We start from the raw sequence: 17,950 nt of genomic DNA, 5'->3' as shown, positions 1-17,950 counted from the left end.
CCTAGTTTGCTCTTTGATTTTCATTGAGTATTAAATACTTTTTCCTGGTAATAATGTAACTGGTAAAAAGTAACCAGTTGTTGCGACTTCCTTGCCTTCAATCTTTTGCAAGAGTAGATCAACAGTGAGGCAGGCAATCTCTTCCAAAGGTTGCTTGATAGTAGCCAGTTGGGGGTAGTAATTCTCGATAAAGTAGGTCCCATCATATCCGATGACCTTGAGTTCTTCAGGGACAGAAATGCCCAGTTCTTGAGCAATTTTAATGACCAGAATAGCAGTCAAGTCATCTGAAGCAAAGATGGCATCTGGCTTTTGTCGAGTCAAGATATTCTTGATTTCCATTTCTTTTCTGACGGGAGAAAAGTCACTGGAAACATTGATAATAGGTGCTTTTGGGAGTACAGATGCAAAACCAGCGTGGCGCAGTCCAGTTGGCGAGTTAGAATTGTCATTCCCTGTAATCATGATGATAGATTGGGCGCCTGTCTTAACCAAGGTCTGGGCAGCAAGAACCCCACCAGCATAGTTGTCAGAGGAAACGACAGGAATGTCTGGCGACAGGTTGCGGTCAAAGGAAATAATCGGTGCTGTCACACGATTGTAGTCTTTGATTCCCAAGTTGTGACTACCAGAAATGATGCCGTCTACCTGATTGGCTTCCAACATTTCGATATATTCGCGTTCCTTTTCAGAATCGTGCTCACTGTTGCAGATGATGGTCTTATATCCATTTTTGAAGAGTTGGTGTTCCAGCTTATCAATCAATTCTGCATAGAAAACGTTAGAAATATTGGGGAAAATCAAGCCGATTAATTTAGCTGATTTTCCTTGCAGACTACGAGCTAGGTTGTTGGGTTTATAGCCCAATTCTCGCATGGCTTCATTAACCTTTTGAATGGTTTTTTCAGATAGATACCCTTTTTTATTGATAACCCGAGAAACGGTAGTAGGACTGACGCCTGCAAGTTTGGCGACATCAGTTAGTTTTGCGACCATAATCTAATTCATAGTAAGTTCCAGTTGGGTTTCCAGATTTAATCAGGATACCATTTTGGTCCTCATGTGGGAAGACACGACCAGAAAATACTTTTTCTCCTTTATTGATGAAAATTTCAAAGACAGAGTTATCGATGAAAATCGTAGCAGTAGTAGCCTGATTCTCGATTGGGCAAGAACGTGTAGTTCCAAATTCTTGGGCATACTGTTCTCCAGCATGGCTACGATCCACTGTCACTTGACCATTTACAAGGTCAAAGTTGATTGAAAGTCCCTTGCCTTCTTTATCAGCAAGTAAGACAATCTCGCTCTGGCTATTGGCTTCCAAGTTGAGTTCAAGTTCGTAAGTGTTCTTGGTTTGGGCACGGTTTGAGAAAGGTTCTTCAGAAGCACAAAGGTCCTTGATAGCTGCGACTGGGTATTGGTAGAGTTTGCCGTCTTTGATAGTGAGTTCCTTGACCAAAGAGAAGGTTCCTTGGTGGTCAAAACGGTCAGATGGATATGAAACATCAGGCAAGCCAAGCCAGCTAACAGCTAGAGCACGTCCATCAGGAGCGTTGAAGGCTTGAGTTGCATAGGCTTCGAAACCATAGTCCATGTTTTGAAGTTGAGACACATCTACCATTTTGGCATTTTCAGGGTCAAAGGAAGCCCCAATCTTATACATATTTGGAAAGATATTATCGTAGTCTAGAACGTTCTTATCCAATCCTTGTGGGCAGTAGAGAAGGACAGGTTGTTCCCCTACAAAGACCAGATTTGGACATTCCATCATGTAGGCAGTACGGTCGTTAGCAAAGTCAAGGTTGCCAACGGCTTGCCAGTTTGTATAGTCATTATCGACAGCCTTGTAGAGACGGACGAAACCTTTTTTCTCCAAGTCCTGTCCACCAACGATAGCATAATATTGCCCCTTAAAGTTAAAAATTTGCGGATCACGGAAGTGGTCAGTTGAGTCTGCTGGCTGGTCGATCAAGGTCTTGTCAATCTTGGTAATCTTACCATCCTTATCCATCAAAGCTCCAATCTGGTAAGGGTGACGGATCCAGTTTTCATCGCGGACATTTCCTGTATAAAATAGGAATAACTGATCACCAAATTGCATGGCAGAACCAGAGTAGGCACCGTGGCTATCTAATGGAGTATCAGGTAAAACTTTGACACCAGTTTCTGTGAAGTGAACCAAGTCCTCACTTTCCAATTGCACCCAAGATTTTAAACCATGGGCTGCACCAAATGGAAAGTTCTGATAAAAAACAATCCACTTGCCATCAAAGTAGGAAAAGCCATTTGGATCGTTGAGAAGTCCTGTTTTTGGCTCAACATGGTAATGAGTATGCCATGGAGATTGTGCTATATTTTCTTTTATATGTTGAATTTCTTCTTGCGTCCAATCTTGATAAAGTCTGTAACGACGCTCAGTTGTCCATTCCATTCATTCATTCCTCCAAAAATCTTATCACTTTTAATAGTAACCGTTTTCGATAAAAAATGCAAGCCTTTTATGTTAAAAAAGAGGAAAAGCTGTCAAGCGTTTATCACAAATTAAAACCAGAAAATCAATCATCTATCTACAAAAAAATGAAAGAAAGTGAAGCAAAATCCTTTTAAACAAGATTCCAAACTTATTTTTTTAAGAAATGCCTGCTAAAACAGTCAAAAACAATCAATCTATGGCGTGCCCACTAAGTGGATAGAATATTTTTTCTGCAAAACGCTTGACATATTTCTAAAACATGATAAAATAATAGTCGTAGGGCGAATAAAATCGCTTTCAAACAATAACAAAATTTTATATAAGGAGATTTTTGCAAATGAACAATCAGGAAATTGCAAAAAAAGTCATCGATGCCTTGGGCGGACGTGAAAATGTCAACAGTGTAGCTCACTGTGCGACTCGTCTTCGTGTCATGGTCAAAGATGAAGGAAAAATCAATAAAGAAGTGATTGAGAACTTGGAAAAAGTTCAAGGTGCTTTCTTTAACTCAGGTCAATACCAAATCATCTTTGGTACAGGTACAGTTAACAAAATGTACGATGAAGTTGTTGCGCTTGGCTTGCCAACATCATCTAAAGCTGACATGAAAGCAGAAGCTGCTAAACAAGGGAACTGGTTCCAACGTGCTATCCGTACTTTCGGTGACGTTTTCGTTCCAATCATCCCAGTTATTGTAGCGACAGGTCTCTTCATGGGTGTGCGTGGTCTTTTCAACGCTCTTGAAATGCCACTTCCAGGTGACTTTGCAACTTACACACAAATCTTGACAGATACGGCCTTCATCATCTTGCCAGGTTTGGTTGTGTGGTCAACCTTCCGTGTATTTGGTGGAAATCCTGCCGTTGGTATCGTTCTTGGTATGATGCTTGTTTCTGGCTCACTTCCAAACGCTTGGGCAGTCGCTTCAGGTGGTGAAGTAACAGCTATGAACTTCTTTGGTTTCATCCCTGTTGTTGGTTTGCAAGGTTCTGTTCTTCCAGCCTTCATCATCGGGGTTGTCGGAGCTAAATTTGAAAAAGCGGTCCGCAAGGTTGTTCCAGATGTGATTGACCTCTTGGTAACGCCATTCGTGACACTTTTGGTCATGTCTATCCTTGGACTCTTTGTCATCGGACCAGTCTTCCACGTAGTTGAAAACTACATCCTTATCGCTACAAAAGCGATCCTCAGCATGCCATTTGGTCTTGGTGGTTTCTTGATTGGTGGGGTTCACCAATTGATCGTCGTGTCAGGTGTGCACCACATCTTCAACTTGCTTGAAGTTCAATTGCTTGCTGCTGACCATGCTAACCCATTCAACGCTATCATCACAGCTGCTATGACAGCTCAAGGTGCTGCGACTGTTGCGGTTGGTGTTAAAACTAAAAATCCAAAACTAAAAACACTTGCTTTCCCAGCTGCTCTTTCTGCCTTCCTAGGTATTACAGAGCCTGCTATCTTCGGGGTTAACTTGCGCTTCCGTAAACCATTCTTCCTTTCATTGATTGCTGGTGCAATCGGTGGTGGATTGGCTTCTATCCTTGGACTTGCTGGTACTGGTAATGGTATCACCATCATCCCTGGTACAATGCTTTATGTTGGTAACGGACAACTTGCCCAATACCTTCTCATGGTAGCTGTATCATTTGCCCTTGGTTTTGCTCTTACTTACATGTTTGGTTACGAGGACGAAGAAGAAGTTACTACTGAAGCGACGACAGAACGTTTGGTCCAAGAAGAAACAACTGGTAATATTCCAGCAGCTCTTCAAAATGAAACACTTGTAACTCCTATCGTCGGTGATGTTGTAGCTCTTGCTGATGTTAATGACCCAGTCTTCTCAAGTGGAGCTATGGGACAAGGTATCGCTGTGAAGCCAAGTCAAGGTGTGGTATATGCACCAGCTGATGCTGAAGTTTCAATCGCCTTTCCAACAGGACACGCTTTTGGTTTGAAAACAACTGATGGTGCTGAAGTCTTGATCCACGTTGGTATCGACACTGTAACAATGAACGGTGAAGGTTTTGAAGCAAAAGTTGCTCAAGGTGACAAGGTGAAAGCTGGCGATGTTCTTGGAACATTTGACTTAAACAAAATCGCTGCAGTTGGTCTTGATGATACAACAATGGTTATCGTTACAAACACAGCTGACTACGCTTCAGTAGCTCCAGTCGCAACAGGTTCAGTTGCGAAGGGGGATGCTGTGATCGAAGTGAAAATCTAATCAATCCTCTCTAATGTGAAAACGAACAAATGACATGTTTGTTCGTTTTTGCTTGAATGGTAAGATTTACAGAGGAAAATCTAAAAAATAGAGAAATTTAGACTTTCGAAATATGCTATAATAAAGAAAATAAAAACAAGAGGTTTATCATGACAAAATTATATGGAAGCTTGGAAGCGGGCGGTACAAAGTTTGTCTGTGCTGTCGGTGATGAAAACTTTAACGTTGTAGAAAAAACACAATTTCCAACAACAACTCCAATCGAAACAATCGATAAAACCATTGAGTTCTTCTCAAAATTCGACAACCTTGCTGGTCTTGCAGTTGGTTCATTTGGTCCGATTGATATTGATAAAAACTCAAAAACTTATGGCTTTATCACGACGACTCCAAAACCAAACTGGGCAAATGTGGACTTGCTTGGTGCCCTTCGTCGCGCCCTCAACGTGCCAATGTACTTCACAACCGACGTAAACAGCTCTGCCTATGGTGAAGTGGTTGCCCGTAACAATGCGGGTGGTCGTATCGAAAACTTGGTTTACTACACAATCGGTACAGGTATCGGTGCAGGTGTTATCCAACGTGGTGAGTTTATCGGTGGTGTGGGTCACCCTGAAATGGGTCATTATTATGTTGCTAGACACCCAATGGATATTGAAAAAGAGTTTAAGGGTGTTTGTCCTTTCCATAAGGGATGTCTGGAAGGCTATGCAGCTGGTCCAAGTTTGGAAGCTCGTACAGGTGTTCGTGGGGAAAACATTGAACTCAACAACCCTGTTTGGGATGTTCAAGCCTACTATATCGCTCAAGCTGCGGTTAATGCGACAGTGACTTTCCGCCCAGACGTGATTGTCTTTGGTGGAGGGGTCATGGCTCAACAACACATGCTGGACCGTGTCCGTGAGAAATTTACATCTCTTCTCAATGGCTACCTACCAGTACCTGATGTGCGTGATTACATCGTGACGCCAGCAGTCGCAGGAAATGGTTCTGCTACTCTTGGAAACTTTGTCCTTGCAAAAGAAGTTTCAAAATAAAGCACAAAATCCGCTTGGGAAACCAAACGGATTTTGTGGTTGCAAATAATATTTTTGAGCCTTTCCTTAAGTGATTACGGACGGTAGCGACTTTCTTCGAAATTCCATACCTAAACTTTGAGCCTAATGTCTCAAAGTTTCCGAATACCTGAAACCATTAGATTTCAGGTGTTTCTATCACGGCGGAAAGGCTAGGTAAGTCCTCGCCTTACTATCGAAAAATATGCATGATTTCCATACCAAAGTATATTTAGTATTAAGCTATAGTTAATCTACGCTTTAAAAATCCACTTGGGAAACCAAACGGATTTTTTACGTGTCAAAGCATTTGCCAGAAAAAGTCAATAATATAGGTCAGACCGTAGGTATAAACCACGAGAGTAAAGGGTTTGGTCAGAATGATGATGGTCATATAGCGCTTGAAACTCATCTTGGTCAGGGCAGCCAGCATACAGAGAAAGTCAGCTGGACTAATGGGCCAAATCATCATAAAGATAAAGAAACGGTCAAAACGATTGCCCTTGTCCAACCAGCCGATGTACTTGTCATAGGTGCGCTTGCTGACGACAGACTGGACAAAGGCAGCCCCATAGAGGCGCACCAGATAAAAGATAATGGCACAGCCAATCACGATACCGATATAGTTGTAGATTGTCCCGATGATGTGACCGTAGATAAAGACCCCAGCTACCGAGGTCAAGGCCCCAGGAATGATAGGGACGACCGTTTGTAAAATCTGTAAAAAGATAAAGAGGGGTGGCCCCCAGATGCCTGCCTGCTGGATAAAGGCAGAGAGGGTTTCCTTAGACTGTAAAATCCCAGCCTGATAAGCCCAAATACAGAAAATCAAACTCCCAACCCCACCGACAATCGATGAGATATTGATAACTTGCTGCAGAAGGGGAGAAACAGCTTTCATTTGTTTATCCTGTGACATGTAAACTCCTCATAGATAGTATATTTCTACTATACCATATTTTGGAGGAGAAAGGGGGAATGAGTGTTTTTGATGAGGAATGGATAGTGAATAGTCCTTCGAGACTTAGAATAGGTCCGTTCCCTAAAGTTTACATGTATTCTAGGTTTAGAATAATCGCAATTACATAAATTTAAAAGCATTCTAAGTTTCGAATAGCTTATCTGAGATAATTTTGATGCATTCGAGCTTTCGAATAGTCATATTCCCTAAAGTTTAGATGTATTCTGAAGCTAGAAAAGCTAAAATCTAAAAATAATAAGGGTCTCTATCTGATGGATGTAATTTATGTCTAGTATGAATCCTTTGAATCGTTAGTTAATTTTAATATGAATCAGTTCTGAAATAATTACTAAATATAGTTAGATGGTGAATGAATTATTGCTAAATTTCGAGTTCAAGTTAGCCATCCAGAAGTCTTCTCTAGGCGACTTGTAGTTCAAGCATTTTTTAGGATAGTTGTTAATCCATTTTTCGATGAATGCGATTTCTTTGGGAGTCGTTTTCTTAGTTCCCTTAGGCTTAGGTAACCATCTACGAATAAGCCTGTTGTGATTCTCATTAGTTCCCCTTTCCCAAGAGGTATAGGGATGTGCATAGTAGATATGTTCCTTAGAAAACATATCGGACAGGCGGTTGAATTCCGTTCCGTCCATTAGTAGATAAAGGATTACTCCTTCTTGAAATGACAGATGAACTTGTTTCTTATAAAAAATGTTGTCTGAAATTATTCGCCTTTTTCCAGAAGTTTTAGAGGAAGAGAACTTTATGGGGAAAAAGGAGTTACTCAAATAACAATTCAGGATCAAAAATAGACAGTTGAGGAGCAGAGTGGATAAATTAAGTTTGCTACTGTATAATGGATTTATCACTAAAATCGCTCCATGCCCTATTTTACATAGCATTAGTCTTCTAAAAATGGACAGAAATCATTGTAAAGGCTATCAAAAAGGAGTATAATGAGTGAAAAAAATTTCGGAGGTTAAAGATGCTAGAAGTAAGAAGTCTAGAGAAAAGTTTTGGATCCAAGCAAGTTTTGTTTGGTATTGACTTTCAAGCGCGACCAGGTCGTATTTTGGGACTAGTTGGGAAAAACGGTGCTGGGAAGACAACAATTTTCCACAGTATTTTGAAATTTTTAGAATACCAAGGAGAAATCAGTCTGGATGGTCAGGATATTCGTCAGGAAACCTACGCTCGGATTGGTTATCTGCCTGAAGAACGCAGTCTCATGCCTAAATTGACAGTCCTTGAACAAGTTCGCTACTTGGCGACTCTAAAAGGTATGGATGCCAAGGAAGTTAAGGAAAAACTCCCTCAATGGATGAAGAGGTTGGAAGTGAAAGGAAAGCTGACAGATAAAATCAAGAGCCTGTCAAAAGGAAATCAGCAGAAGATTCAGCTCATTATTACTCTGATTCATGAACCAGACTTGATTATCTTGGATGAGCCTTTCAGTGGATTGGACCCAGTCAATACAGAATTGCTCAAGCAAGTCATTTTTCAGGAAAAAGAGCGCGGAGCAACCATTATCTTTTCTGACCATGTCATGACCAACGTTGAGGAACTTTGTGACGATATTCTGATGATTCGAGATGGTCGTGTGGTCTTGCATGGACCGGTCCAGGATGTCCGAAATCAATATGGGAAAACGCGTCTCTTTGTTTCAAGTGAACGAAGTAAGGAAGAATTGGAAAACCTTCCTCATGTCAAACAGGTGAGCTTGACTAAACAAGGCAGTTGGAAATTGATCTTGGAGGATGAGAGCGCTGGAAGGGAACTCTTCCCAATCTTGACTCAGGGGCAATATATCGCAACCTTTGACCAGCAAGCGCCAACAATCGATGAAATCTTTAAACTAGAATCAGGGGTGGAAGTATGAGAAATATGTGGGTTGTAATCAAGGAAACCTATCTTCGACATGTCAAATCGTGGAGTTTCTTCTTTATGGTGATTTCGCCGTTCCTCTTTTTAGGAATCTCTGGAGGAATTGGCTATCTCCAAGGTTCTTCAATGGCTAAAAATGATAAAGTGGCAGTGGTGACAACAGTGCCATCTGTAGCAGAAGGACTGAAGAATGTAAATGGTATTAACTTTGACTATAAAGACGAAGCAAGTGCAAAAGAAGCGATTAAAGATGAAAAATTAAAAGGCTATCTGACCATTGATCAAGAAGATAGTGTTCTAAAGGCAGTTTATCATGGCGAAACATCGCTTGAAAATGGAATTAAATTTGAGGTTACAGGTACACTCAATGAACTGCAAAATCAGCTTAATCGTTCAACGGCCTCCTTGTCTCAAGAGCAGGAAAAACGCCTAGCGCAGACAGTTCAATTCACAGAAAAGATTGATGAAGCCAAGGAAAATAAAAAGTTTATTCAAACAATTGCAGCAGGCGCCTTAGGATTCTTTCTTTATATGATTCTGATTACCTATGCGGGTGTGACGGCTCAGGAAGTTGCCAGTGAAAAAGGCACCAAAATTATGGAAGTTGTCTTTTCTAGCATAAGGGCAAGTCACTATTTCTATGCGCGGATGATGGCTCTATTTCTGGTGATTTTAACGCATATCGGGATTTATGTTGTAGGTGGTCTGGCTGCCATTCTGTTCTTTAAAGATTTGCCATTCTTGGCTCAGTCTGGTGTTTTAGATCACTTGGGAGATGCTTTCTCACTGAATACCTTGCTCTTTATTTTGGTTAGTCTCTTTATGTACGTCGTCTTGGCGGCCTTTCTAGGTTCTATGGTTTCTCGTCCTGAGGACGCAGGAAAAGCCTTGTCTCCTTTGATGATTTTGATTATGGGTGGTTTTTTTGGAGTGACAGCTCTGGGTGCAGCTGGTGACAATCTTATCTTGAAGATTGGTTCATATATTCCCTTTATTTCGACTTTCTTCATGCCATTTAGAGCTATTAATGGCTATGCAGGGGGAGTAGAAGCATGGATTTCGCTTGCTATTACAGTGATTTTTGCGGTGCTAGCAACAGGATTTATCGGACGCATGTATGCCAGCCTAGTCCTTCAAACGGATGATTTAGGGATTTGGAAAACCTTTAGACGTGCCTTATCTTATAGATAGAAGAGCCTCGCGAAAGCGAGGTTTTTTAGAAATGAAAAGAGTGAAATCACGAACCTAATTACTTACACATTATGTAAATAGGTTGCTTGAAAACTCAATTGTATAGTGAACTGAATCTGAAATAGGATAATATTGCTTCTAAAACATTCTTATAAATTGATTTGAATTCCAAAATCTCATCGTTCCGTTCTTATTTCATTTTGCGATATAGTGAAAGGAAATAAGTCAGCTCATAAAAAACGCATACTACCAGGATTTTTTAAGACCTGATAGTATGCATTTTTTGATTGTGAAGACTTTTCATCCAGCCTCTTTATGTGATAAAGTATCGTTAATAGTCAATGAAAATCAGACTGGGAAGTTAGCGGAAGGCTCCTCGAAACATAGTTTTGAGGTTGAGGAACTGACCAAGTCAGTAACATATACACACTAAGGACAAGTTGACGTGGTTTGAAGAGTATAAAAATCTGTTTCGTAAGCATCCAATAATAAGATGTTTTGATAGTGTAATCATTTGGATAAGCATTATAGTATAGTGATATGAAATCAACTAAACTAAATAAGAAATATAGATTATCAAAACTCTTTTAAAAGATTGCATTAAATCTAAATAACATAGACGTCTTCAGCGTGTGCTGTCTCATCTTATGCGAAAATCTTATAAGGAGAGTATAGAAAATCTCGATTGTAATCAACTAACTGATTGGAGAAATGTATAAATATGAGAAGTTAGCCCCCCATGTCACTACCATAATGAGATTGCTCGAATTCCTTGCTTTTTATACTCAATGAAAATCAAAGAGCAAACTAGGAAACTAGCCGCAGGTTGCTCAAAACAGTGTTTTGAGGTTGTAGATGAAACTGACGAAGTCAGTAACCATACCTACGGCAAGGCGACGTTGACGCGGTTTGAAGAGATTTTCGAAGAGTATTAACTCAATATCAAACTAGCTACGATGGGGCTGACAAAGACATAGAGAATACCGGTGACACCGATAGCCAAACCACCCATGGCTCCTGCTACAGAGCCGTATCGGAAGGCTGTACCTGTTCCGACTGCGTGGCCTGTTCCTCCAAGAGAAAGACCAACAGCTACTGGATCGTCAATTTTCAACCACTTCAAAAGGGTTGGTCCGATGACACTAGTTAAAATCCCAGTCGCCACTACAACCACTAAGGTCACAGTAGTCAGACCTTGCAATTTTTCTGTAATTCCTACTGCCATGGCGGTTGTCACTGACTTGGGAAAGAGAGAAATAGCTAGGAAAAAGTCCATGCCAAATATTTTCGCCACAAGGGCTGTGAAAGAGGTATTGACAACTACTGCTAGCAAACTACCAAAGAGAATACTCCGAGCATGGTGCTTCATCAGATGAAAACTCTTATAAAGCGGAATCCCTAGAGCCACGGTCGATGGGACAATCAAGTTGTTCAAATAAACCCCACCTTGGTAGTAATCTTGATAAGAAATACCCGTCACCTTTAGAATGATAATAATGAAAACAGCTGACAAAAGCAAGGGCGTTGTCAATGGATGAGGAAAACGTCTGTAAATCAACATCCCCACTAGATAAGCTAGGATAGATAAGGCAAGCCCAAACAGGGGATTGGAAACAAATTCACTCATTTGGCATCTCCTTTCTCATAATCTCCCTCAAATCGTCTCTTGATAAACTGAACCACCAAGGCAATAAGGATAATATTGATGACTGCTGCAAAAAAGACAATCAAAACAATGGGCAAAAGATAGGGAGCAATCACATCAAACTTCTCCATGATTCCCACTGCTGGCGGCAAAAAGAGAATGGTCATATTGGTCAGCAAGAAATTCCCCACCATGTTGACATGCCTAGTTCTCAGCCACTTGAATTGTAGGGCTAGAAAAAGAATAATCAAACCTATAATACTGCCGGGTATGGGCAAATGAAAGAAACTGGAAATCCCCTCTCCGATTAGAGAAATCACAAAGAGAATCATTAATTGAACATATAATTTCATCCTAAACTCCACGAAATAGACTTCTTGCATACCAGTTTACTCTTTTTTCAGAAAATTTCAAGGAAATGCACAAGGGATAATGAAAATTAAAGAACAAACTAGAAAGTCAGCTGCATGTTGCTCAAAGCAAAGTGTTGGGTTTGTAGGTCAAACTGACATAGTTTGAAGCGATTTTCGAAGAATACTACTTTTCTTTGCTTAAGTGAATGACTTGGTCATAGTGCTTTAAGTCCTCTTCTGTGTAGTGGTGAATGACTTCAATGACTGTTTGAGGTAGGGAGAAGAGCAAGTCGCTAATTTTTTTGCTATTTTCCGAGTCAAGATTGGCCTTAATCTCATCTGCTAAAATGAGTTGTCTATCGTGGTAGAGGGCGCGAGCGATTTCTAGGCGTTGTTTTTCGCCACCAGACAGACTATCATTGCTGAGGGGTCGATTTTTCAAATGTTCTAATCCTGTTTTTTTGAGGATATGATTTAAAGTCTCTGGATTTTTATCCAGTCCTAGAAGGATATTGTCTTCCAGAGATAGCGTGTCAAAGCAATGGCTATCTTGGAGAATATAGGAACTAATACTTGTGATTTCTTGACGTGACAGGTTCTGACCAGCAAAGCTAATCTGACCACTTGTTGGTGTCTCTTCTCCATGAATGATATTGAGCAGGGTTGTTTTACCAGAGCCGCTTTCCCCGATAATGGCAATTTTTTCTCCTTGCTTGATGTGTATGGAAATCGGAGACAAGAGGCTATTCCCCTCTTTTTCAAGGGAGATGGTGTCAAGTTGGATAGGGAAAATATTTTCTATGCTTCTAGGCGAGATGGGATCAGACTGGTTCAAAAGTTTTTGGTATTTGTTGAGAAGAGTTCGAGTCGCTTTTCGGGTGTTGGTAAAGTAAGCCAACTCTTGGAATTGATAGCCGATATTATGGGAAACTAGATAGATAGCCACAAAACTCGCCGCATCTAAATAATTATAGTAGGTCATAAAGCCACCGATGACGATTGGTGTGACAGAACAAAAGGCATCGATGCTATTGATCAAGAGACTGTTTAAAGTGCGTTGTTTTTCATAGTTGATTTCGGCATCTAGACTGGTTTGTAATTGTTTTTGGTAGCGAGTAAAAAAGTAGTCTTGTCCCTGATAATGGCGAATTTGTTGGCTACCACCAATAAAATTTGTCAAGCTTGCTAAGTAGCTCTGGTTAACAGTGGACCGCTTTTCAGAAAGTGAGTCCAAACGCTTTGATCCGATAGCACTGCAGAGTACAGGAAAGGAGTAGAAGAGGATGAAAATCAAGCCTAGGTAAAAATTAGTCCATAGGGCATAGAGAATGGACACAGTTGTGAAGCCAAGAGAAGAAATGATGATGACCGTTGGCTCAATATAGCTTTCTTCTAGTTGCTTGACGTCATTTTCTAGGTCGGACAAAATATCCTTTTCATCAATCTCATAACTGTTTAAAAATCGCTTGAAAATAGCACTCTTGATTCCATATTTGAAGTCAGTAATCAAACGAGCGTAGTAATAGCGTTTCCCAGCTAAGCCTAGTAAGAGGATGAGGTTTCCAAGGATTCCCAAAATCAAAACTTTCCAAAGAAGGCCTAGCTCTTGATTGGTAAAACTGGTAACAATATTCTGAACAAGGGCTGGTGTGATAATTGCTTCCAGCCAAGTAATCGCAATAGAAAAGAAGTAAAGTATGAGGTGTTTCTTGGAAAAGAAATTTTTAAGCATAGCGGATAAACCTTTTGAAATTATTAACGAGTTTAGATATTTTGGATTGATCTTGTGAAAGATAAATGATTTCTTTAATACAATATTCCATTAATTCAGGCTTATGACATTCTATAAATTGTCCATCTTCGTTAATTACTGAAGAATAACCATCAATGATATTAGCAACGCATTCAAGACACATACCTTTACACCAACAATCTTTACATTGTTGGAAGTATTCTTTATTATTAAATAGCTCTGCTTTAGAGCTATTATGAGTTCCCCAAAATCTAAAACACAATTTTTTGCTACCATCAACATCAAAAGTTATGGTATTTGAAGGATCTATATCGTCGCAGAATGTATGATTAGTACTCTTATAAATCATAGAAATTAAAACATCATATAGGATGGGACTTATAAAAGCTTTTTCATTATTTTCAACAATATTATTTATAGAATCAGTAATGAATTTTTTCCTATCTACTAAGCTTTTTTCCATTTCTTTAACCACAAGCACCTTATTTTTACTAAATACGTCATTGATGTTAAAGTGTACATCCATATTTGTAAAATATTGGAAAATATCATCTCTACTTAGAGAATGTAATTGATGTAGTCTAGTGTATGTTGAAGCAATTTCAAAATTAGTGTAGTTTATAGTTTTTAAATAGTGGATAAATTTAGTAGTTTTACGATGACTACCTTTACCTCTTAATTTATCATGTATAAATTCTGGACCATCTAAACTAATAGTTAGATATGGTTGGAAATTATCTATTATTTTTTTAACATTATTATTTAGTATTGTTCCGTTAGTCACGGTTTCTATTTTAAGTATAGTTGTAAATTTGGAAAATTCTTTAATAATGTATTCGAATAATTGAGTATTAAGAAAAGGTTCTCCACCAAATAGGATAAGTCTATTAATTTGTGTTATACCTCTAAATTTGACTTCGTTAATAATATTATCAGCAGTATCTAGAGTCATGATTTTATTATCCATGCCGTAATTTCCACCATCCGCATAACAGTAAGAACAGGATAAATTGCAACTGTTAGATATGTTAATAACAATTTTTTGTAAAACATTTTTGGGGATGTAGGGGGGCTTATAGGAGGTAGTTCCCTCTACTGAAGAAGTAGATAATGTGAATTTCTCACTATCGAAATAATAATCTCCAATATTAGTATATATTTTTTTTAGCATAATATCACCATTATAAAATAAAGGAGACGAGTGAGAACTCGTCTCATAGAAAACTATCGTCCGCCACCACAAGAATGGCTTGGACCACAATGACCTGGTACGGAGTAAGTTTGATCTGTATCTAATAGATCTTCAAGGTCAATAATTTGCACTGTTCTCATATTTTCACCTCCTTAATTTGATGATTTAATGATACTCTTTTTGAAATAATAATTAAAAATTTTCCCATATAAGAAAATTATTTCAGTTCTTCTATTACCTTTGCTAAATGTTTTTCAAATTTTTTTGCTAAGCTATCGCTGTGGACTAACTTCATCGTTGCTATGCACTTTCTCATTTCTAAAACAGAACGTTTATTTTTGTCTTTTTTTAAAGTATATAAGTTTTCGGCATAGTGAAAAACTAATTTTTCATATATCTCAGTTTCTGTAAAATAACAATGTTTTAGTTGCTTTTTAAAATATAAAGAATCTAAAAATTCCTCTCTTTCTATACACGTGATATATCCATTTAGTAACATGGTGGCAAGCAATCTACGATAATGTGGTAAATCTCTGTAGAATTCGGAACGTTGACACATTTCTCTTGATAAGCACATCATAGTAGGGTGAGATAATACATCTATAGTATTCATAAACAAAAGTAATTCATAGCATCCCCAGTATTCCACAGAAAAAAGATAGTCAGATAGATATTTAATATCAGATTCATGGTAATAGATTTTTTCTGACAAATCTTGTAAGCGAATTTTTACTAGAATGGTATTCAGAGTATAGAATTTCTCTCTTTTTGTAGTCTTTTCAAGTTGAGAAATAAGTAGTTTTTCCATTCCTGAAATATCTCTTTTAGAGCTTAGAAGTCGAATTTGCTCTAATAATTCATTTATTTCATCCCGATGAAAGTCATTTGCAGCATACATAAATTCTTCAACAGGAATATTAATAGCATCTAATGCTTGCATAAATTTACCAATCGTCAGATCAGAATTTTCTCTTTCAAATCTAGAAATATGTGATGTAGATAGACCATGTTTTGCAACATCTTTTAATGTTAATCCACGTGATTCTCTAAATTGTTTAAAAATTTTTCCGTAATTTTTCATTTCTGTCACCTCAATTGCTTATATGGGAATTTTTTAGTATGTTTTCAAAATATTATATCATATATAAAAAAGAAAGTGAGGTTGTTTATATGAATAAAAAGATGATTATAACCATGATTCTATGTATTCTAGAGTCAATAATTGTTATTGGTGTTGGCTAAAACCAAAATTAGTTAGCAATAATCTAAAAAACACAGAAAATCAATTTTTTATTAATTTGACTTTCTGTGTTTTTCTTATTTGATTTTAAAATTATTGCAAATTAACCTTGTTTCTCAAAATATAGTAGGTTCCGAGGTAAAAGATAGCTATGAAAATGAGTTCTTCAACAATGGCTATACCTGCTCCCATATAGAAATGGTCATTAAGCCCTACAAGTGAATTGACATAGAAATTAGAACTAAGATTGAAGAAAAGTTCAATAAATCCAATGACGATTTGGATACCAATGTAGGCTGCAACAGCGAGTGCTGTACGGTATTCATTGAAAAGCTGTCCAATGGAAATAGCCAAGTAGATGCAGAGGATGCTGGAAATGGTATTTAGTAGGAAGGATATACCTGTAAGAAAGATCTGAGGGAGATGTGTTTCTACAAATGTAATCACATAAGAAAGAGGGATCCATTCTGGAACCGTTATGGTCACAATAATAACAGCACTTAGAACTAGGATAGCAGTGCTAATCATCGACCAGATGAAGGCACCGACTAGTTTGGCTGTGATGATATGGTGTTCAGATACTGGAAGGGTCAAAGTCAGATAGCCTTGTCGGTCATAGACACTGCCTTTAAAGCGTTTAATGATTAAGAAAAGAGTTGAAATTCCAAGTGTAATCATCAAGCCACCAAAGACGAGGGCTAGAAAAGTAAGTAAAACAGGTTGGCTTTCTTTGACAGGCAGATTGTTATAGGTCTGTGCTTGTATCCCGATAAGGGCAGAAAGGACTAGCACGGCTGCGTAGAGGGCTAAATACCACTTGTTAACATTTTTAAATTCGTAGCGAACTAAATTCCAAAACATAATAATCTCCTTTGCTTAGGCCTTAAATTCCTGACGGAAGAGCTGGTCAATGGATTCACCAGACTCATAGCGAATATCGTCTACATTGCCTTGACGAACGACTTTTCCGTCTTTGAGGAAGACAATTTCATCCAAGATTGGCTCGATATCTGAAATCAAGTGGGTAGAAATCAAAACGGTAGAAGTTGGTGAGTAGTTGTTGATAATGGTATTGAGGATATACTCACGGGCTGCTGGATCCACCCCACCAATGGGTTCGTCTAAAACGTAGAGACGGGCATCACGGCTCATAACCAAAATCAATTGGACTTTTTCCTTGTTTCCTTTTGATAGTTTCTTGAGACGACTATTTTCATCAATACCAAGGTCTGCAAGTAGATGATGGGCACGTTCAAGATTGAAATCTTTATAGAAGGTCTTGAAGTAGGTTAGGGCTTCTTTGACCTTCATTTGTTCATTAAGATAGGTGGTATCAGGTAAATAAGCTACGATGGCCTTGGTTGCTGGGCTTGGGTCCATGTCGTTGATAAGGACACGTCCTTGATCTGGTTGTAAGAGGCCATTGATTAGTTTAATCAGGGTTGTTTTTCCTGAGCCGTTTGGGCCAAGGAGACCAACAATTTTTCCAGCTGGAATGTCAAGAGAAACATTTTCAAGGGCTGGTGTTGCTCCATATGATTTGGATACATTTTCAAATGCTAGTAATGACATAGGCTTAAACTCCTTTAATATAATCGCCGACTACGCTTGGTAGTTCTTCTTTTTCATAGCCAAAATGGGTCATGGAGGAAACGAAGTGTTCCAATTCTTCTTCTGATAATTGTTTGCGCGATTGGGCGATCAGCTCTTTATCTTCAGTCACAAATCGTCCAGTTGTGCGCTTGCTGTAGACAAATCCTTCTCGTTCAAGGTCTGACAAGGCTCTTTGGATGGTGTTTGGATTGACACCGGCCTCGCTTGCTAGCTCTCTCACGGTTGGAAGTTGTTGATTGGCTTCCAGTGTATGGGAAACAATCTGAAGCTTGATTTTCTCCATAATCTGTAAATAGATGGGTTTTTTGTTGTCAAATGTCCAGGACATCTTGGTCTCCTTTCTTTTATCTTTTTGTCTTAATTAA

The 17,950-nt window shown here is 38.8% G+C and carries 16 protein-coding genes and 2 pseudogenes; 6 read left to right on the top strand and 12 right to left on the bottom strand.

What is annotated here, in order from left to right; genetic code table 11:
* Positions 1-30 precede the first annotated feature (30 nt).
* Positions 31-996 carry a LacI family DNA-binding transcriptional regulator gene (locus HT711_RS07390; RefSeq protein ID WP_166732299.1) on the bottom strand — a complete coding sequence of 322 codons (966 nt, stop codon included), beginning with the start codon at positions 994-996 and terminating at the stop codon, positions 31-33.
* Positions 977-2,431 (bottom strand): glycoside hydrolase family 32 protein, encoded by a 1,455-nt coding sequence (locus HT711_RS07385; RefSeq protein WP_173219990.1) that lies wholly within the window; start codon positions 2,429-2,431, stop codon positions 977-979. The genes HT711_RS07390 and HT711_RS07385 overlap by 20 nt, the downstream gene beginning before the upstream one ends.
* 379 nt (positions 2,432-2,810) lie before the next feature.
* Here HT711_RS07385 and HT711_RS07380 point away from each other — a divergent pair, with 379 nt between their 5' ends.
* On the top strand, positions 2,811-4,697 hold the full coding sequence (locus HT711_RS07380) for a sucrose-specific PTS transporter subunit IIBC (protein ID WP_188109845.1): 1,887 nt from the start codon (positions 2,811-2,813) through the stop codon (positions 4,695-4,697).
* A 149-nt stretch (positions 4,698-4,846) separates the two neighbouring features.
* Complete coding sequence (gene scrK / locus HT711_RS07375) at positions 4,847-5,734, top strand: fructokinase ScrK (protein WP_000164310.1); 888 nt, start codon at positions 4,847-4,849, stop codon at positions 5,732-5,734.
* 319 nt (positions 5,735-6,053) lie between these two features.
* Here the strand turns inward: scrK and HT711_RS07370 are convergent, their stop codons facing one another.
* Positions 6,054-6,671 carry a TVP38/TMEM64 family protein gene (locus HT711_RS07370; protein ID WP_000076168.1) on the bottom strand — a complete coding sequence of 206 codons (618 nt, stop codon included), beginning with the start codon at positions 6,669-6,671 and terminating at the stop codon, positions 6,054-6,056.
* A 401-nt stretch (positions 6,672-7,072) separates the two neighbouring features.
* A pseudogene (locus HT711_RS07365) lies at positions 7,073-7,360 on the bottom strand (IS30 family transposase); the annotation flags it as partial.
* Between the two features lie 338 nt (positions 7,361-7,698).
* Here HT711_RS07365 and HT711_RS07360 point away from each other — a divergent pair.
* The 4 genes and pseudogenes from HT711_RS07360 (at position 7,699) to HT711_RS11290 (ending at position 10,723) form a co-directional block, all read left to right on the top strand.
* Entirely contained in the window at positions 7,699-8,592 is an 894-nt protein-coding gene (locus tag HT711_RS07360) for an ABC transporter ATP-binding protein (protein ID WP_000895303.1), read from the top strand.
* Positions 8,589-9,788, top strand: coding sequence for an ABC transporter permease (locus tag HT711_RS07355; RefSeq protein WP_173233163.1), 1,200 nt, complete (start codon positions 8,589-8,591; stop codon positions 9,786-9,788). Before HT711_RS07360 ends, HT711_RS07355 begins: the two co-directional genes overlap by 4 nt.
* A gap of 566 nt (positions 9,789-10,354) precedes the next feature.
* Positions 10,355-10,504, top strand: a pseudogene (locus HT711_RS11295) (IS630 family transposase); the annotation flags it as partial.
* 72 nt (positions 10,505-10,576) lie between these two features.
* A complete protein-coding gene (locus HT711_RS11290) occupies positions 10,577-10,723 on the top strand; it encodes a hypothetical protein (RefSeq protein WP_240148993.1) in 147 nt (48 codons plus the stop codon).
* Here the strand turns inward: HT711_RS11290 and HT711_RS07350 are convergent.
* The 8 genes from HT711_RS07350 to HT711_RS07315 form a co-directional block, all read right to left on the bottom strand.
* Positions 10,720-11,415 carry an LrgB family protein gene (locus HT711_RS07350; protein ID WP_001288954.1) on the bottom strand — a complete coding sequence of 232 codons (696 nt, stop codon included), beginning with the start codon at positions 11,413-11,415 and terminating at the stop codon, positions 10,720-10,722. The genes HT711_RS11290 and HT711_RS07350 overlap by 4 nt on opposite strands.
* Positions 11,412-11,786, bottom strand: coding sequence for a CidA/LrgA family protein (locus HT711_RS07345; RefSeq protein ID WP_173233161.1), 375 nt, complete (start codon positions 11,784-11,786; stop codon positions 11,412-11,414). Before HT711_RS07345 ends, HT711_RS07350 begins: the two co-directional genes overlap by 4 nt.
* Before the next feature lie 184 nt (positions 11,787-11,970).
* A complete protein-coding gene (locus HT711_RS07340; protein WP_173233159.1) occupies positions 11,971-13,518 on the bottom strand; it encodes an ABC transporter ATP-binding protein in 1,548 nt (515 codons plus the stop codon).
* Positions 13,511-14,710 carry a radical SAM protein gene (locus tag HT711_RS07335; RefSeq protein ID WP_173219717.1) on the bottom strand — a complete coding sequence of 400 codons (1,200 nt, stop codon included), beginning with the start codon at positions 14,708-14,710 and terminating at the stop codon, positions 13,511-13,513. Before HT711_RS07335 ends, HT711_RS07340 begins: the two co-directional genes overlap by 8 nt.
* A 238-nt stretch (positions 14,711-14,948) precedes the next feature.
* Positions 14,949-15,812 (bottom strand): Rgg/GadR/MutR family transcriptional regulator, encoded by an 864-nt coding sequence (locus HT711_RS07330; protein ID WP_173233157.1) that lies wholly within the window; start codon positions 15,810-15,812, stop codon positions 14,949-14,951.
* Between the two features lie 252 nt (positions 15,813-16,064).
* Positions 16,065-16,832 (bottom strand): hypothetical protein, encoded by a 768-nt coding sequence (locus HT711_RS07325; protein WP_057517360.1) that lies wholly within the window; start codon positions 16,830-16,832, stop codon positions 16,065-16,067.
* A 15-nt stretch (positions 16,833-16,847) separates the two neighbouring features.
* Positions 16,848-17,543: an ABC transporter ATP-binding protein gene (locus tag HT711_RS07320; RefSeq protein ID WP_000054197.1), complete on the bottom strand. Its 696-nt coding sequence runs from the start codon at positions 17,541-17,543 to the stop codon at positions 16,848-16,850.
* 4 nt (positions 17,544-17,547) lie between these two features.
* Positions 17,548-17,913, bottom strand: coding sequence for a GntR family transcriptional regulator (locus HT711_RS07315; RefSeq protein ID WP_000119148.1), 366 nt, complete (start codon positions 17,911-17,913; stop codon positions 17,548-17,550).
* Positions 17,914-17,950: the final 37 nt, after the last annotated feature.

It is taken from the genome of Streptococcus sp. 1032 (assembly GCF_013277015.1).
Lineage (GTDB): Bacteria > Bacillota > Bacilli > Lactobacillales > Streptococcaceae > Streptococcus.
Note: the sequence above shows the minus strand (reverse complement) of the source record. Positions and strands in the feature narration are given on the sequence as shown.

Excerpts from the sequence above, each read along its gene's own strand:
- HT711_RS07350 (WP_001288954.1), bottom strand. The coding sequence starts at position 11,415 with ATGAGTGAATTTGTTTCCAATCCCCTGTTTGGGCTTGCCTTATCTATC.
- HT711_RS07345 (WP_173233161.1), bottom strand. The coding sequence starts at position 11,786 with ATGAAATTATATGTTCAATTAATGATTCTCTTTGTGATTTCTCTAATC.
- HT711_RS07370 (WP_000076168.1), bottom strand. The coding sequence starts at position 6,671 with ATGTCACAGGATAAACAAATGAAAGCTGTTTCTCCCCTTCTGCAGCAA.
- HT711_RS07385 (WP_173219990.1), bottom strand. The coding sequence starts at position 2,431 with ATGGAATGGACAACTGAGCGTCGTTACAGACTTTATCAAGATTGGACG.
- HT711_RS07355 (WP_173233163.1), top strand. The coding sequence starts at position 8,589 with ATGAGAAATATGTGGGTTGTAATCAAGGAAACCTATCTTCGACATGTC.
- HT711_RS07360 (WP_000895303.1), top strand. The coding sequence starts at position 7,699 with ATGCTAGAAGTAAGAAGTCTAGAGAAAAGTTTTGGATCCAAGCAAGTT.
- HT711_RS07325 (WP_057517360.1), bottom strand. The coding sequence starts at position 16,832 with ATGTTTTGGAATTTAGTTCGCTACGAATTTAAAAATGTTAACAAGTGG.
- HT711_RS07320 (WP_000054197.1), bottom strand. The coding sequence starts at position 17,543 with ATGTCATTACTAGCATTTGAAAATGTATCCAAATCATATGGAGCAACA.
- HT711_RS07315 (WP_000119148.1), bottom strand. The coding sequence starts at position 17,913 with ATGTCCTGGACATTTGACAACAAAAAACCCATCTATTTACAGATTATG.
- HT711_RS07340 (WP_173233159.1), bottom strand. The coding sequence starts at position 13,518 with ATGCTTAAAAATTTCTTTTCCAAGAAACACCTCATACTTTACTTCTTT.
- HT711_RS07335 (WP_173219717.1), bottom strand. The coding sequence starts at position 14,710 with ATGCTAAAAAAAATATATACTAATATTGGAGATTATTATTTCGATAGT.
- HT711_RS11290 (WP_240148993.1), top strand. The coding sequence starts at position 10,577 with ATGAAAATCAAAGAGCAAACTAGGAAACTAGCCGCAGGTTGCTCAAAA.
- HT711_RS07380 (WP_188109845.1), top strand. The coding sequence starts at position 2,811 with ATGAACAATCAGGAAATTGCAAAAAAAGTCATCGATGCCTTGGGCGGA.
- scrK (WP_000164310.1), top strand. The coding sequence starts at position 4,847 with ATGACAAAATTATATGGAAGCTTGGAAGCGGGCGGTACAAAGTTTGTC.
- HT711_RS07330 (WP_173233157.1), bottom strand. The coding sequence starts at position 15,812 with ATGAAAAATTACGGAAAAATTTTTAAACAATTTAGAGAATCACGTGGA.
- HT711_RS07390 (WP_166732299.1), bottom strand. The coding sequence starts at position 996 with ATGGTCGCAAAACTAACTGATGTCGCCAAACTTGCAGGCGTCAGTCCT.